The following is a 14963-nucleotide window of genomic DNA, read 5'->3' on the forward strand; positions in this document are numbered from 1 at the left end:
TGTTGTTGTCGTCAAATCCGGCGGGGACCGTCACATGAATCGCCCCGCAAACGCGGCGGAAACTAGCCGGGTTCTGGCGAAATGCCAAGAATGTGTGTTGATCTGATACGGGCCAAGGTTAGGTTTTGGGCATGATTGCGCGATTTTACCACATAATGATGATGTTGGCCGGGTTTATTTGGCTGGGCCTGTCACCGATTCAGGCCGAAACCGTCACCCCCGACGCCGGAAAAACCGAGGCCCTAAAGGCCGCAATTGCCGCGGCCCGCGCGGATAAGTGGCAAGATGCCCATATCAAGGCACGTGACGCGGGTGAGATCGCAGTCGATATCATCACCTGGTATCAACTGCGACAAGGTGAAGGCAGCTTCGACGACGCCCGCGCCTTTCTGACCCGGCGCTATGACTGGCCGGGATTGAAGCTCTTGCGCCGACAAACCGAACGCAACATCCCGCGGGGCGGCCCCCCGCAACCCGTGCTTGATTTCTTCGCCGCACAGCCCCCGCAAACCGGGCGCGGTGCGCTGCGATATGCCGAAGCCCTGAAGGTGGTGGGGCGGCCAGACGTGACGGAGGTGCTCATTTCTGCCTGGACCACCCTATCCATGGATCAGGACGAACACGAGGCCTTCGTGGCCCGCCATGGTCAGACCCTGAAAGATCACCACTGGAAGCGCACCGATGACATGCTGTGGCGTGGCAACAGCAAGGATGCGGAACGTATGTTGCCGCTTCTGTCTTCGGGGCAGGCTGCCCTGGCCCGCGCGCGCATCGCGCTGCGCCGAGGAAAAGGCGGCGTTGATGCCCTGATCGAAGCGATCCCAACCGAACTGGCGGACGATCCGGGCCTTACCTATGAGCGGTTCCTGTGGCGCGCGGGGAAAGGCCGCAATCAGGATGCAGCTGACCTGCTGTTGGAGCGCTCGAAGTCACTGGCGATGCTGGGACAACCTGACCGCTGGGGCAGTTGGCGCCGGGTGCTGGCCCGTTGGGCGATGCGCGATGGCAAGGACAAGCTGGCCTATCAACTGGCGTCGCAACACCAGCTGGCCGAGGGCAACAATCACAATGATCTGGAATGGCTGTCCGGCTATATCGCCCTGCGCAAGCTGAACGACCCGGCCACCGCGCTGGCCCATTTCAAACGTTTCCGCAGCGGCGTGTTCACGCCGATTTCTCTGGGTCGCGCCGGATACTGGATTGGCCGTGCCCATGACGCATTGGGGCAGGACGCCGAAGCCAAAGACGCCTATGCCTTTGGCGCCAAATACCAGACAAGTTTCTACGGCCAACTGGCCGCCGAACGGGCCGGCATCCGCATGGACCCTGACCTCACCGGGCGCGAACGCCACCGCGATTTTGCCCAACAGGGGTTTTGGAACAGCTCGGTCATGCAGGCCGCCCGCCTGTTGCAGGCGGCCGGCGAGCTTTACTGGACCGAACGATTCACCGTGCACCTGGCCGAAAGCCTGACCCGCGACGAAATTGGCCATCTTGCCGGCTGGGCCGAGAAGATGCAGGAACCACACCTGCGGGTGATGCTGGCGAAATATTCTGCACGCCAAGGCTGGGTGCTGCACCGTCCCTACTTTCCGACCCCAGACATCGGCCGTGGCAATCCACGCGTTCCGCGTGCGCTGGAACTGGCGATTGCCCGGCGCGAAAGCGAGTTTGACCCGGTGGTGGTCTCGGGCGTGGGCGCGCGCGGCTTGATGCAACTCATGCCCGGCACCGCGAAGGATATGGCAAAGCGGTTGGAGATTTCATATTCCAAGGCTCGCCTCACCGAAGACCCGGCCTATAACACAAGGCTCGGGTCGGAATATCTCGCGAAACTGATCGAGGATTTTGACGGCAACCCGGTGCTGATCGCGGTCGGCTATAACGCAGGGCCCGGCCGATCCCGCAGCTGGTCAGAACGGTTTGGGGATCCTCGCGCGGCGTCAACTGACATCATCGACTGGATCGAACACATCCCCTTTCGCGAAACCCGCAATTACGTGATGCGCGTGACCGAAAGCCTACCCGTCTATCGCGCCCGCCTGACCGGCAAAACTCAACCCATGCGCCTGTCGAAAGAGCTGAAGCGATAGGGGCGCTGCCCCTCGAGCTTCGCTCTCACCCCGGGATATTTTTGACCAGAAAATGAGTGGGATGCCTCGCCTACTTTTGCTTGATTGAGGTGTCTTGGGGTTCTACGGGCAAAGCCACTTCCCAAGCGAAGCGAAGCCCCCTACCCGGTCTTGCGGGCGCGTTGAAGGGTAAAGACGCCTGCCGCCACAACCACAATGGCGCCGATGACCACATTGGGTTCAATCACTTCGCCAAACACGACCACACCCAAGATCGAAACAAAAACCAGTTGCAGATAGGCAAAGGGCTGCACCGCGCTCGCTTCGGCGACCTCGTAGCATTTGATCAACAGCCAATGCCCCAGCACCCCGGTCAGGCACAACACCCCCATCCAGATCCAATCGCTGCGGTTCATCGGCTCCCAAAACCAGCTTCCAATCGCGGTCATCACCGCAGCCCCGGTGATCCCGGTCCAGAAGAAACTGGTCTGTGTGCTGTCAAACCGCGCGGCGTAGCGGGTCAAAAGCCCGTAAAGCGCGAACATCCCGGCCCCGATCAAGGGCACGATGGCGGCGGGGGCAAAGACCCCAAAACCCGGTTTCAGGATGATCAGGATCCCGATGAACCCCACACCGATCGCCACCCAGCGCCGCCAGCCCACGCGTTCGCCAAGAACAGGCCCAGAAAGCGCCGCCACCAAAAGCGGGTAACAGGCGAAGACGGCGTGGCTTTCCACCAGCCCCAGCAGCGTAAAGGCCAACACGGTCACGCAAATCTCCAGCGCCAAAAGCGCGCCCCGGAAGACCTGCAGCACCGGTTTCGCGGGCTTCAGCGCGCGGCGCAGGCTGCCCGCCCGGCGTGTCAGCCAGACCACAAACGCGGCAAAGAACCAATAACGGATCATCACCACCATCCAGACATTGTACTCCCCCGCCAAATGGCGCGAGATCCCGTCCTGCATGGCAAAGACAAAGGTGGTGGCGATCATCAGCCAGATGCCCAAACGGGTGTTTTGTTCCATGTCTTGCCCGCCTTGTCTGGTTGCCGCGATCTCTGGTTGCCTTTGGTCAGGGACGCAGCACACCCCGGCTCATATGCCGTTTGCGCCCAAACCCTGGCACACGTTCCACGTCAAACCCGCCCGCGTCTAGAGCGCGGCGCACAAAACCTGCGGCAGTATATGTCGCAAACGTGCCATTGGGGGCGGTGTGGCGGGCCACCTCTTTCATCAGGTCTTCGCCCCACAGTTCCGGGTTCTTGGCGGGGGAAAACCCGTCGAGGAACCAGGCATCCGCTTTTCCCTCCCAAGTGGCGAGCCTGTCGCGCGCGTCGCCTTCGATCACCTCGACCCGCAGGCCATGCACGTCAAACACCCGTTGCCCCTCGGCCCAGGCCGCTAAAAACGGATCGGCCACGGCACGCGCGTCGGGGAACGCTTCCAGCGACCGGGCCACATCCTCCACCGCCATCGGATAGGCTTCAAACGAGGTGAACTGCACGCCCTCCGGGGCGTCCGCCGCCTGCCACGCCAATAGGGTTGCGAGCATATTGAGGCCGGTGCCAAACCCCAGTTCCGCCACATGGAACCCGGGCCGAAACCGCGCGGGCAGGTCATTGCCCGCCAAAAACACATGCCGCGTTTCCGCCAACCCGTTTTCCAGGCTGAAATACGGGTCGTCAAACCGGGTCGCGACGGGGATGGCCCCGTCTTTCCACGTGAGATCTGCTGTCTGGTCCTGTGTCATCGGATCGCCTATGAGGGGGAACGTGCCGCGAAAATGGGGAAGGATCACCGCTTTGGCAACAGTAGATGTGACCGTGATGGGGGCCGGTGTGTTTGGCCTGGGCGTGGCGTTTGCCTGCGCGTTGCGTGGCGCGAAGGTCCGGGTGGTCGAGCGCACCGGTATTGCGGCGGGGTGTTCCGGCGGCGTGGTTGGGATGCTTGCGCCGCACGCGCCGGAGAACTGGAACGACATCAAGGAGTTTCAGTTTCAAAGCCTGATCATGGCCGAAGGGTTCTGGGGACGCGCGACAGAGCTTTCGGGCCTGCCCACCGGCTATGGCCGGGTTGGACGGTTGCAACCGATTGACACCGAGCGCGCGTTGGAACTGGCCCGTGAACGCGCAGGAACTGCGCGGGACTGCTGGCAGGGCAAAGCGGTGTGGGAGGTGATGGACGCCCCCGATGGCGATTGGTCACCGCGCACGGAAACCGGGTTGGTGATCCACGACACGCTCAGCGCGCGCATTCACCCACGGTCAGCCTGTAACGCGCTGGCGGGCGCCATTCGCGCGTTGGGCGGAGAGGTGGTGATCGGCGAGGCACCGAAAGAAGGGAAAGTGATCTGGGCCACCGGCCTGGCCGGATTGCGAGCCCTGTCAGCGGAGTGCGAAAAGCAGGTGGGCAATGGGGTGAAAGGTCAGGCCGCTGTGCTGGGGCTCGATGCCCGTGGCATGGCGCAGATTGCAGCCGGGCCGGTTCTGATTGTGCCGCATGACAATGGCACGGTGGCGGTGGGGTCCACGTCCGAACGCGACTACACGTCCCCCGATCAGACCGACGAGCAGCTGGAGGACATCCTGCGTCAGGCCGGTGAGGTCATGCCCGTCTTGCGCGCGGCCCCGGTGATTGAACGCTGGGCTGGCCTGCGCCCCCGCGCCAAATCTCGCGCACCGATGTTGGGGGAATGGCCGGGGCGCGAAGGCGAGTTCATTGCAAATGGCGGCTTCAAGATCGGCTTTGGCATGGCCCCGAAAGTGGCCGAGGTCATGGCGGATCTGGTGCTGGATGGGGCGGACACTGTGCCGGACCGGTTCCGCGTTGAGGCGAGCCTTTGAAGCGCCACCCGCCTAAAGCTCCGCTTCGGCCAGCATACACAACCGCCCGTCATGGCCACGCACCCATAAGACCTGCCCCTTGCGGCACAGCGTGGCCTCTTGGCTGTGCAGAACTGGAGACATGGCGCGGAAGCGGAACCCGGCCAGCGGGCCCAGCTCTCGCGTTGCCTTGAGCATCAAAAGCTGCGCCAGCAACGGCCCATGCACCACCAACCCGTCATAGCCTTCCACATCGCGCGCATAATCCAGATCGTAATGGATGCGGTGGCCATTGAAAGTCAGCGCGGAGTAGCGAAAGAGCAGGGTTGAGGGAAACTGCCACGTCTCAGATGTTTCTTCGTCCACCGGGGCGGGTTGTGGCGTCGGGAGGGGCGTATCGGGCGACGGGTCTTCCCGATAGACCAGATCCTGCCATTCGGTCACCTTCAGCGTGTGGTCCTGCCAGATCTCATGGCGCAAAGTGACAAAGCCAAGCGGGCCGGTGCGGCCGTCTTTATGCTGCGTGTCTTCGACGAAACTGTGTTTCTCGGCGGGGATCCCGGCCAGAAGCGGCGCGTGAAAGGCCAGCCGCCCCCCCGCCCACATGCGGCGGGGCAGACCCATGTCGGGGATCAGACCGCCAACACGCGGATGCCCGTCGCGGCCCAACTTCGCAGGGGGCTGCGCGTCCCAGAAATAAATCTGGTGCAAGAAGGGCGGCAGGGGGTCATCAGAGGTAGGGGCGGGACCAAGATCAAGGGCGGCGAAAAACGCCGCCGCACGGGCCGGATCCATCACATCACGCAGTATATGCGGTGCGTCGTCCAACGTGTTTCCCGGCGTGACATCTGTCGGGTCTTGCATACGTTCTGCCCTCCTGTCAGCCTGCGGTCAGAGACGGAGACGCCCATGCCCACAGTGTCCATGCTTGACCACCTTGTCCTGACGGTGCGCGACCTGCAAGCCACGATCCGGTTTTATGAGGACGTGATGGGGATGCGGGCGGTGTCCTTTTGCCCGGCGGATGGCAGCACTAGGTGGGCGCTGTGTTTCGGGGCGCAGAAGATCAATCTGCATCCGGCGGATGGGCCTTATGACCCAAAAGCGGCGCAGCCCGGCCCTGGCACGGCGGATTTGTGTTTCCTGTCGGATCGCGGGCTGGAGGAATGGCAGCCGCATCTCGATGCTCTGGAGGTCCCCATCGAGGAAGGGCCGGTGCGGCGCACGGGGGCAACCGGGCCGATCCGGTCGATTTACCTGCGCGACCCGGACGGGAACCTGATCGAAATATCGAATCCGCTGGATGATTAGGCCACCCCCCCTCTGTCTTGAACCCTGCCCGCCAAGTGGCCATGTTCGGATCAGCGAACAGGAGGGATGATTGCCATGGTACATTTGCTGGGACTGTCGGGCGCGCTGCGCAAAGGATCCACCAACCGGATGTTGTTGCGAAATGCAGCACGGGTGTTTGGGGAGTGTGAGTTCATCGAAGCCGACCTGAACCTTCCCCTTTATGACGGCGATCTGGAAGAGGCCGAGGGGATCCCCGCCCCGGTCATGACCCTGGTCAATCAGATCAAAGCAGCAGATGCGGTGATCATTTCCACCCCCGAATACAACAAGATGCTGACAGGGGTGTTGAAGAACGCGCTGGATTGGGTCAGCCGGGTGCGGCCGCAACCTTGGGAAGGCAAACCGGTGGCCCTGATGTCTGCCGCTGCGGGCCGGGCGGGCGGAGAACGCGCACAGGCGTCTTTGGTGGCCGCCATGACCCCGTTCCAGCCCCGCCTGGTGATCGGCCCGGAAATTGCGGTGGCCGGCAGCGGCAAGGAGTTTGACGAAGAAGGCCAGTTGATCAGCGAACGTTACGAGGCGAACCTGACCAGCCTGATGACCAAGCTGCGCGACGCGATCTGAACAGAGGCGGGGGCCTCCCGCGCCATTACGACCTTCGGTCGACAGGCTTGGGGATGGCTCACGTTGTGAGCCTGTGCCTCCGGCGGAGGTATTTTGAGCAAGAAAAAGGGGGCGGATCTGACGCCGCCCCGTTTCCTTTGCGCTGTGCCGGTGCGATCAGCCCTGCTCGGGCGCGGTGCCGGGCATGATCATCATTTCCGCCACTTGCAGGTTGCCAATGTCGCAGAATGGACATTCTTTGGCGATTGCGATGGCGGCATCATAATCAGGCGCATCCAGCACCGAAAACCCCATCATCGACCCTTCGAACCCTTCGTGGATCCCGGCCGACGATACGGTCCATTGTGGCCCAAGCGGTTGCGCAGGCACCACCAGAGCACCTGCGTGTTTTTCACTCCAGGCCTGGTAACGTGCCTGATGGTCGGCCTGTTCCGCGGGGTCCTCGACATCGCGGGTCACGTGATAGGCCATGTAAAATCTCGGCATAATATCCTCCCATAATCAAAATAGGGCGGATCGACCAAAGTCAGGTTCGGGATCAGAATTCCACCCCGATCTGTGCCTTGATGCCCGACCGGAACGGGTGTTTCACCAGCTCCATTTCGGTCACGAGATCCGCCAGTTCAATGAGCTCTTCCGCGGCATTGCGCCCGGTCAGGACCACATGGGTCATCTCGGGTTTTTCCGTCTCAAGGAACGCCACCACATCTGCTGCATCCACATAACCATAGCGGATTGCGATGTTGATTTCATCCAAAAGCACCATTTTATTGGCGGGGTCGCGGATCAGTTCCTTGGATTTCTCCCACGCGGCCTGCGCCATTTCGGTGTCGCGCGTCTTGTCCTGGGTTTCCCAGGTAAAGCCTTCACCCATGGTGTAGAACTCGCAGATATCGCCAAACCTGGCGTTGATCAGATCGCGCTCGCCGCAATCCATGCCGCCCTTGATGAACTGCACCACGGCGCATTTCATGTCATGGGCAATGCAACGGAAAATCATCCCAAACGCGGCCGAGCTTTTGCCCTTGCCCTTGCCGGTATGCACAATCACCAGGCCCTTTTTGTCGGTCTTGGTGGCCATGATCTTGTCACGTGCGGCCTTTTTCTTGGCCATTTTCATCGCGTGGCGTTCGGGGTCAACGGGGGGCTTGGCGGGTTTGTCGGTCATGTCTTTTCCTTACAGCAGGTCTGCGGTGGTCAGGTGGCGGGGCAGGTCGTCATTGGGGCGGGCCCATGGCAGGATTTCATCATGATGCACATGGGCTGTCGGGGTGAAATGCGACGGATCCGAAAGGGCGGCGGCATGGGCATAAAACTGGCCCGGGTAGTGATCGCCCTGAAAACCGATAGCGCTGCCGCAGATCGGGCAGAAATATCGGTTCACGCCGGGCGAGCTTTCGAAACTGGCGGGGGCTTCGCCCGTCCAGTGCCATTGATCATTTTTCAGCCCCAGAAACCCCACCGTGGCCGCACCCGAGGCGCGACGGCAACTGTCGCAATGGCAGATAACTTGCAGAAAGGGCGTGCCGTGATAGGCAAATTCCACCCGCCCACAGAGGCAATGGCCTGTGTGTTCGCCCGTGTGTTCGCCGGTCTCACTGGGTTCGGGGTATGGCATGTTTAACTCGTTGATCCTTCGCCCCTCACTGTCGCGGTTTGATGCGGGGGATGCAAGCGCGGTGTGACGTAAAAACGGGCGCCCATTGGACGCCCGTCTGAAAGCTGCAATCTGGATTTATTCCGCAGGTTGCACGATGGCTGCGCCACGCCCGAAATGCTGTTTGTTCAACCGCACCACCAGCGCCACCATGGCAAATTGCAGGGCAATTGCGATGGCACTCACCGCCCAGTAGATCAGCGAGAACTTGTCGACCACACCCGCCTTGACCATGCCGGCATTGAGCAGGAAATGGGTCAGCACAGACAGGGCCACTCCGGGGCAGACCAGCGCGTAGGACCCGGGCGAGGTGTCGGATCCGAAGACAAAGCTTTTCCAATACCCTTGGCGGGCCAGCACCACCAGACCAAGGGCGGCGAACAGGATCTGGATCGTGACCAGACGGGCCAGGAACACCATGGATTCGGCGGCGGAGGAATGCACCTCGAAAGTTTCATGCAACCCGTGGGTCTGGCGCATGAACATGATGCCCAGCACGGTCAGGATCGGGATCACGATCATCAGCGTCGGTGCGCTTTCCTTCGACGTGCCGTAATGCAGCATCGAGTTGAAGGCCGTGACCAGCGCGACCAGCGCATAAACGATGGCAGCGGTGCCAAAGAAGGTCGACCCCACCAGCGAAATGGCAACGACGGCGGTGGTGTGGCTCATCGCGGCGGGGGCGGCAAACCCGACGGCCACCATCGACAGGGCAAAGGCAGGCAGCATCTGGGCAAAGCTGTTATGGGCGGTCACATCAAACACGCCGCCTTTGGTCAGCACACGTCCCAGGAAATCGCCGATGATGCGAAGGGCGAGGACGCCAATGGCAAGGAAGGCCAGCATCGCCAGTGGGAACAGGTATTCCACGATGACCCACAGGCCCGGCACAAACACCAACCCAGCCACGAACATGCCGTTGACCGACATGGCCAGCGCCAAAGGCATCGCCAGAATGGTGGTTTCAGCGTTGGAATTTTTCAGGGTTTGATAGGCGTCGGTCTGCTTGAAGGCCGAAAACTGCTTCAGGTTCCAGACAAGGTATTTCAGGTTCAGAAATACCATCGCGGCAATGCCAACCCAGGCGACAACGACGGCGAGTTTCAGCCCCATTGATCCCGATTGCATAACCGCAAACAGGTCTTCGAAGATCGGCACCGGGCGACCCGGGTGCGGCACCCAGAACATCAGGTACATGAAGAAGGTGACGGACAGCCCCCCCGCCCCAACCGAGGCGAGGAAATAGAGCGGGTTGTAGGTGTCTGCAGGGCGCGAGAGTTGCATGGCGCGAATCCTTTTCGCTTTCATATTCATTTTTACGAATATGTATATGTGAAGCTTGCGCGATTGACAAGAGACAAGCTGTCGCAAAAGAAAAGGGCGGGTTAACCATCCCTTAACCAAGATTGCGCAATCTGGTCATGGTCCGCTTCAAGCCCCTCCTGCCAGGTTGCCCTAAGGTGCATTTCAACATGCCAAATATCACGTCCATATCGCTGCCTATCTTCGTCGCTTTTGCCGCGCTCTCTGCCTGCGACAGCCCCAGCCCACATTTTCGAACGGCCGACACCTGGAGGTACGACATGGAAGTAGAAGGTGCGCGGTTCAAAATCCATCGACGCGAGGATTGGGTGGAAAGTTATCGGATCAATGCCGAAGCCCTGCCCAGCAAATCCTCGGTCCTGCGCCGCGCCAAGATCGCGATCGAAATGGCGACGGGATGTCCGATCCGCGATGGGACCCTCAGCGGCGATCAAGGCATTCAACGCGCGCAACTGAACTGTGGCCGCGACCTGCCCCCCGCCACGCCGCCCCTGCTTGTGGATTTCGATTGCGAGATCCATGACCGCTGGACCCATTCCGATGACAGGGTCGTAGTGGAAAATGTTGAGTGCACGCCGATTGGCGGGCGCCCGCAGTAAGGGCAGTTTGGGCGGGGCGACGGGGGCCTCAACTTACGCTTCGGCCCGCTGTCGGCAGCTCACGTTGTGAGCCTGAAAGGGGCGCTGCCCCTCGCCGCTTTGCGGCTCACCCCGGGATATTTCTGACCAGAAAATACAGGGGCAGGTGCCGTCGGGTTGCCTTCGTCAGGCTGCCTTAATCGATCAGCGTTTTTTCAAAGATGAGAGAGGTGGTGCGATCATGGCCCGGGTGGCGGGTGGTCCCGACCTGATTGAAGCCCAAAGCCCGGAAGGCGGCGTGATTTTCCACCAATTCGATGCGGGTTTGCAGACGCAAACAGGATTTCCCCTGCGCCCGGGCGCGTTTCGCTGCGTGGTCCAGCAGCAGGCGGGCATACCCCCGGCCGCGTTTTTCGGGGTGTACGGCGAGTTTACTGAGGTAGAGCGCGTCGTCTTGTGGGGTCGCGAAGAGGCAGGCCGCCTGTCCAATCCCCCAGACCTCATGCTCTGCGATCTGGGTTTCGACATCCGCCACTGACATTCGATGCATCGAGCTTGGCGGATCAATGCGCCCATCATGTGCGGCGAATGCGCGTTGGATCAGCGCCAGCACCCACGGCGCATCGTCAACCGTGGCGCGGCGGGCGGTCATTCGGGCGTATTCCCAAGCTCTTGCAATGACGCGCGAGCTGAGTTGGAACGCGGTTGCCAGAGCCCGCGATCCATCGCTTCTTTCAGGCGATCGAGGATCTCTTGCAGCGCGGGGGCGTTGTGTTCTTCGATGAACTCCCGCGTGTCATCATCTTCGATGAAGGCGGCATGAACGAGGTCAAAATGGTGGCTGCGCACGGCGCCGGTGGTGGCGGCGAAGGCAAACATGTAATCCACGGTGGCGGCAATTTCGAAGGCGCCTTTATAACCGTGCCGCTTCACCCCCTCGATCCATTTCGGGTTCACCACGCGTGAACGTACCACCCGGCCAATCTCATCCTCCAGCGTGCGGATGACCGGGCGTTCCGGGCGCGAATGGTCGTTGTGATAAATCACCCGGTCCTGCCCTTGCAATGTCGAAACCGCCGCCGCGGCCCCGCCTTCGAATTGGTAATAATCGTCGCTGTCCAACAGGTCATGTTCGCGGTTGTCCTGGTTTTGCACAATCGCTTCGGTTTGGCTGAGGCGCTGTTCAAACCCTTCGCGGTCCCGTTCGCCTTCGGTGGCCGCGCCATAGGCATAGCCACCCCATTCCAGGTAAGCCTCAGCCAGATCTGCCTTGTCGGCCCAAAGCCGCTCGTCGATCATCGCCTGAAGCCCTGCCCCATAGGCGCCGGGTTTTGATCCATAAACCCGATGCACGCTTTCGCCCGCCCGCACCCGCGCTGCGGCGGGATTCATGTCATCAGGTTCCTCCATCTGCTGCACGGCGCGCGCGGCGCTGTCATAGAGCGCAATCAACTGCGGGAAAGCATCGCGGAAAAAGCCCGACACGCGCAGGGTTACATCCACACGCGGACGGCCCAACGCGGTCACCGGGATCACCTCGAACCCGGTCACGCGTCGGTTCGCGCTGTCCCATTTCGGCTTGACCCCCATCAGCGCCATCGCCTGCGCGATGTCATCGCCGCCGGTGCGCATATTCGCCGTGCCCCAGGCGGTGACCAGCATGCTGCGCGGCCAATCGCCATGGGTTTGCAAATGTTTGTCAATCAGCAGGCTAGCCGATTTCCAACCAAGCGCCCAGGCCGTGGGCGTCGGCACCGCGCGGCTGTCGACCGAGAAGAAATTGCGCCCGGTGGGAAGCGTGTCCAGACGGCCCCGCGTGGGGGCGCCGGACGGCGCAGGGGCGACGAACTGCCCCCTGAGGGCGGTGAGAAACCCCTCCCCTTCGGCCGGACCACAGGCGCGCACGGCGGGCAGAACGCGGGATTTGATCTCGTCGAGAACGGCCTGGGTGGCCACGCCGGGGGCGTCCACTTCGCCGTCTATCAAGCGCGCCGAAAACTCCTCCAACCGCTCTACGGCGTCGCCGTTGGAGCGCCACGGCTTGCCCAACGCGTCGGGAAAATCGCCCTCCCATTTCGCCGCCATGTCACAATCCAACGGATCGAAGGAAAACCCGAAATCGGCTGAAATCGCCCTTGTTAGAGACTGATCTCCGCCATCTCCCTGCCCGCGCGGCACCCGAACCAGCGCCTGCACAAGGTCACGTTCCAACCGCCCCTCGGGTGACTGGCCAAACACATGCAACCCGTCACGGATCTGCGCCTCTTTCAGCTCACAGAGATAGGCGTCGAGCTTGGCCAGATCGCTTTCTTCGTCCTCGCCAGTCAGGCCCGCATCCTTGTCAAGCCCCGCCACCGTGGTCAGCGACAGGATCTCCCGCTTCAGATGGTCGATCCGGCGCGGGTCGACACCCGCCGCCTCGTAATATTCATCCACCAGCGCCTCAAGATCGCGCAGCGGGCCATAGCTTTCGGCGCGGGTGAGCGGTGGGGTCAGATGGTCGATGATCACCGCCTGCGCCCGGCGCTTTGCCTGGGTGCCTTCGCCGGGGTCATTGACGATGAACGGATAGACATGGGGGACGGGACCAAGAATGGCTTCGGGCCAGCAATTTTCCGACAGGGCCACCGATTTGCCCGGCAGCCATTCGAGGTTGCCGTGTTTGCCCATATGCACAATGGCGTGCGCCCGATGCTGATGGCGCAGCCAGAAATAAAAGGCGAGGTAGTTGTGCGGCGGGACCAGATCGGGGGAGTGATAGGTTTCGGTCGGGTCGATGTTATAGCCGCGCGCGGGCTGCACCCCGACCACGACATTGCCGTATTCCAGCACGGACAGAGAAAAATGCCCGCAATCCACGGAACCGGGGGTGAAAAACGGATCTTGCTCCGGCTTGCCCCAACGGGTTTCGATCGCGTCACGCAACGCCCAGGGCAGTTGCCCATAGCTGATCTGATAGTCGGCCATCGACAGGGTCACGCCGCCTGTGCGCTCGGCCCGGTCCACCAGCCAATTGGTTGGCCCCGCCATCACGGCCTGCATCAGCGCATCGCTGTCGGCGGGGTCATCTGTGACCCGATAACCATCGTTTGTCAAAAGCTTCAGCGTGTGCACCACGGCGGCGGGGGTGTCCAAGCCGACGCCATTGGCCAGCCGCCCGTCCTTGTTCGGATAGTTCGCCATGATCAGCGCCACTTTGCGCTCGCCCGCCTTGGCCCGGCGCAAACGCGCCCAGCTGGCGGCAAGCTCGGCCACGAACTGCACCCGATCCCCGCGCGCCCGGTAGGTGGCAATGGGGCATTCGGTCGCCTCGTCAAAAAACGCCTCACCCTTGAAGCTGATCGCCCGCGACAGGATGCGGCCGTCCACTTCGGGCAGCGCCACGTTCATGGCGATGTCACGGGCGGACAGGCCAGACAGGCCTTCTTCCCACGCCGCCTCTCCGGACGCCGCGAGCACCACCTGAAAGATCGGCGCGTCATTGCAGAAGGACGCGGCGAGCGGGTTGGTGTTCTTATGCGCCTCGTCCTGATGGGGCGATCCCACCGCGAAGGACGTGCAGTTCAGGATCACATCCGGCGCGGCCTGGGTGAACAAGCTTTCCAGCGTCGCCACCGACACTGGGTCTTTCAGCGAGGCCACAAACACCGGCAACGGGTTAAGCCCCTGCCGCAAAATGGATTTCACCAGTCGATTGATCGGGTTGAGCCCCGCGCCCTGCACCAAGGCGCGATAAAAGACGATGGGCACGACAGGCGCGCCGTCGCGCCACGCGGCCTGCGCCGCCGACAGGTCCGACACGCCGGCACCGGGCCAATAGACCCCCGCACGCAACAGCGGCTTGGCGGCTTCGGGCTTTTCCCCGTCCTCCAACATCGCCTTGGCATAGTCGAGAAACAGCGTGCAGTTTTCCGGCCCGCCTTCCACGAGATAGGCCCAAAGCGCATCGTAATCCTCATCCGACACGGTGGACAGCGCACGCAGTTCGGCATCCGGTTTGTCGTCGCCGGGCAAAAGCACCAGCGGCACCCCCGCCTCGCGCAGCCGCGCCGAATACTGCTCGGCCCCGTATTTCCAATACCCCACGCCGCCCAGCACACGGACAATCACCAGACGGGACTTGGACGCGCAGTCATCAATGTGCAGATCGACCGACATGGGATGCGTGAGGTGCATCATATTGCCAAGGCGCAAGCTGGGCGGGGCCTCCATCGAGGATCGCGCTTCGGACAGGCCGGCCAATTCGGTGTCGGCGGCGGAAATCACCACCAGATCGGCGGGCGTCTGCCCCAGATCCACGGCCTCTTTGCCGTCATCAATTGCGCCCGGTGTCGCTGCGAGAAGATGCATGATCCGCCTCTTGCTTGTATGATGTCACGTGATCGGGCAAGACACCCGAAAATCAGAAAGGTTCAGCCATGGATTACAAAGCCGCCGGAGCGCCCAAATCCGCCAAGGGTGCGCCCCGCCACCGCGAACATAACGAACGTGGCAGCGAGAAAAACCCCTATCAGCGCAAAGACCAGAAGGCTGATCTTCTGGCCCGGATGAAAGCGGCAGCCAAGGCGCAGGGTGCGACCAAAAAGGATGGCTGATCG

The 14963-nt window shown here is 61.9% G+C and carries 15 protein-coding genes; 6 read left to right on the plus strand and 9 right to left on the minus strand.

All coding sequences use genetic code 11. From position 1 onward, the window contains the following. Positions 1 to 161 precede the first annotated feature (161 nt). Positions 162 to 2093 carry a lytic transglycosylase domain-containing protein gene (locus ACP15V_RS14810; RefSeq protein ID WP_424944495.1) on the plus strand — a complete coding sequence of 644 codons (1932 nt, stop codon included), beginning with the start codon at positions 162 to 164 and terminating at the stop codon, positions 2091 to 2093. A gap of 140 nt (positions 2094 to 2233) precedes the next feature. Here the strand turns inward: ACP15V_RS14810 and ACP15V_RS14815 are convergent, their stop codons facing one another. Then, positions 2234 to 3094 carry a DMT family transporter gene (locus ACP15V_RS14815; protein ID WP_424944496.1) on the minus strand — a complete coding sequence of 287 codons (861 nt, stop codon included), beginning with the start codon at positions 3092 to 3094 and terminating at the stop codon, positions 2234 to 2236. A gap of 46 nt (positions 3095 to 3140) precedes the next feature. Continuing rightward, positions 3141 to 3818 carry a tRNA (5-methylaminomethyl-2-thiouridine)(34)-methyltransferase MnmD gene (gene mnmD / locus ACP15V_RS14820; protein WP_424944497.1) on the minus strand — a complete coding sequence of 226 codons (678 nt, stop codon included), beginning with the start codon at positions 3816 to 3818 and terminating at the stop codon, positions 3141 to 3143. A 52-nt stretch (positions 3819 to 3870) separates the two neighbouring features. On the opposite strand from mnmD, the gene ACP15V_RS14825 reads away from it, so the two are divergent. Then, positions 3871 to 4911: an NAD(P)/FAD-dependent oxidoreductase gene (locus ACP15V_RS14825; protein ID WP_424944498.1), complete on the plus strand. Its 1041-nt coding sequence runs from the start codon at positions 3871 to 3873 to the stop codon at positions 4909 to 4911. Between the two features lie 12 nt (positions 4912 to 4923). On the opposite strand, the gene ACP15V_RS14830 is transcribed toward ACP15V_RS14825, so the two are convergent. After that, entirely contained in the window at positions 4924 to 5754 is an 831-nt protein-coding gene (locus ACP15V_RS14830) for an FAS1-like dehydratase domain-containing protein (RefSeq protein ID WP_424944499.1), read from the minus strand. A gap of 45 nt (positions 5755 to 5799) precedes the next feature. Between ACP15V_RS14830 and ACP15V_RS14835 the strand changes: the two genes are divergently transcribed. Then, positions 5800 to 6201, plus strand: coding sequence for a VOC family protein (locus ACP15V_RS14835; protein WP_424944500.1), 402 nt, complete (start codon positions 5800 to 5802; stop codon positions 6199 to 6201). A 75-nt stretch (positions 6202 to 6276) separates the two neighbouring features. Beyond that, entirely contained in the window at positions 6277 to 6807 is a 531-nt protein-coding gene (locus ACP15V_RS14840) for an NADPH-dependent FMN reductase (protein ID WP_424944501.1), read from the plus strand. Positions 6808 to 6963: 156 nt separating this feature from the next. On the opposite strand, the gene ACP15V_RS14845 is transcribed toward ACP15V_RS14840, so the two are convergent. The 4 genes from ACP15V_RS14845 to ACP15V_RS14860 all read right to left on the minus strand — a co-directional run bounded on the left by ACP15V_RS14845 (position 6964) and on the right by ACP15V_RS14860 (position 9748). Then, positions 6964 to 7293 carry a YciI family protein gene (locus tag ACP15V_RS14845; RefSeq protein ID WP_424944502.1) on the minus strand — a complete coding sequence of 110 codons (330 nt, stop codon included), beginning with the start codon at positions 7291 to 7293 and terminating at the stop codon, positions 6964 to 6966. 52 nt (positions 7294 to 7345) lie between these two features. Then, positions 7346 to 7975, minus strand: a complete 630-nt coding sequence (cobO, locus tag ACP15V_RS14850; RefSeq protein WP_424944503.1) for a cob(I)yrinic acid a,c-diamide adenosyltransferase — start codon at positions 7973 to 7975, stop codon at positions 7346 to 7348. Positions 7976 to 7984: 9 nt separating this feature from the next. Continuing rightward, entirely contained in the window at positions 7985 to 8425 is a 441-nt protein-coding gene (locus ACP15V_RS14855) for a GFA family protein (protein ID WP_424944504.1), read from the minus strand. A gap of 117 nt (positions 8426 to 8542) precedes the next feature. Next, on the minus strand, positions 8543 to 9748 hold the full coding sequence (locus tag ACP15V_RS14860) for a TsoY family (seleno)protein (RefSeq protein WP_424944505.1): 1206 nt from the start codon (positions 9746 to 9748) through the stop codon (positions 8543 to 8545). 299 nt (positions 9749 to 10047) lie between these two features. Between ACP15V_RS14860 and ACP15V_RS14865 the strand changes: the two genes are divergently transcribed. Then, positions 10048 to 10386 carry a hypothetical protein gene (locus ACP15V_RS14865; protein ID WP_424944506.1) on the plus strand — a complete coding sequence of 113 codons (339 nt, stop codon included), beginning with the start codon at positions 10048 to 10050 and terminating at the stop codon, positions 10384 to 10386. Between the two features lie 175 nt (positions 10387 to 10561). Here ACP15V_RS14865 and ACP15V_RS14870 read toward each other — a convergent pair whose 3' ends face one another. Together ACP15V_RS14870 and cobN are read right to left on the minus strand one after the other, a co-directional pair. Continuing rightward, positions 10562 to 11017, minus strand: a complete 456-nt coding sequence (locus ACP15V_RS14870; RefSeq protein WP_424944507.1) for a GNAT family N-acetyltransferase — start codon at positions 11015 to 11017, stop codon at positions 10562 to 10564. Continuing rightward, positions 11014 to 14715 carry a cobaltochelatase subunit CobN gene (cobN, locus tag ACP15V_RS14875; protein ID WP_424944508.1) on the minus strand — a complete coding sequence of 1234 codons (3702 nt, stop codon included), beginning with the start codon at positions 14713 to 14715 and terminating at the stop codon, positions 11014 to 11016. Before cobN ends, ACP15V_RS14870 begins: the two co-directional genes overlap by 4 nt. Positions 14716 to 14783: 68 nt before the next feature. Here cobN and ACP15V_RS14880 point away from each other — a divergent pair, with 68 nt between their 5' ends. Next, complete coding sequence (locus ACP15V_RS14880; RefSeq protein ID WP_424944509.1) at positions 14784 to 14960, plus strand: hypothetical protein; 177 nt, start codon at positions 14784 to 14786, stop codon at positions 14958 to 14960. The last annotated feature ends 3 nt before the right edge of the window (positions 14961 to 14963 follow it).

It is taken from the genome of Aliiroseovarius crassostreae, assembly GCF_049803815.1.
GTDB classification, from domain to species: Bacteria; Pseudomonadota; Alphaproteobacteria; order Rhodobacterales; family Rhodobacteraceae; genus Aliiroseovarius; species Aliiroseovarius crassostreae_A.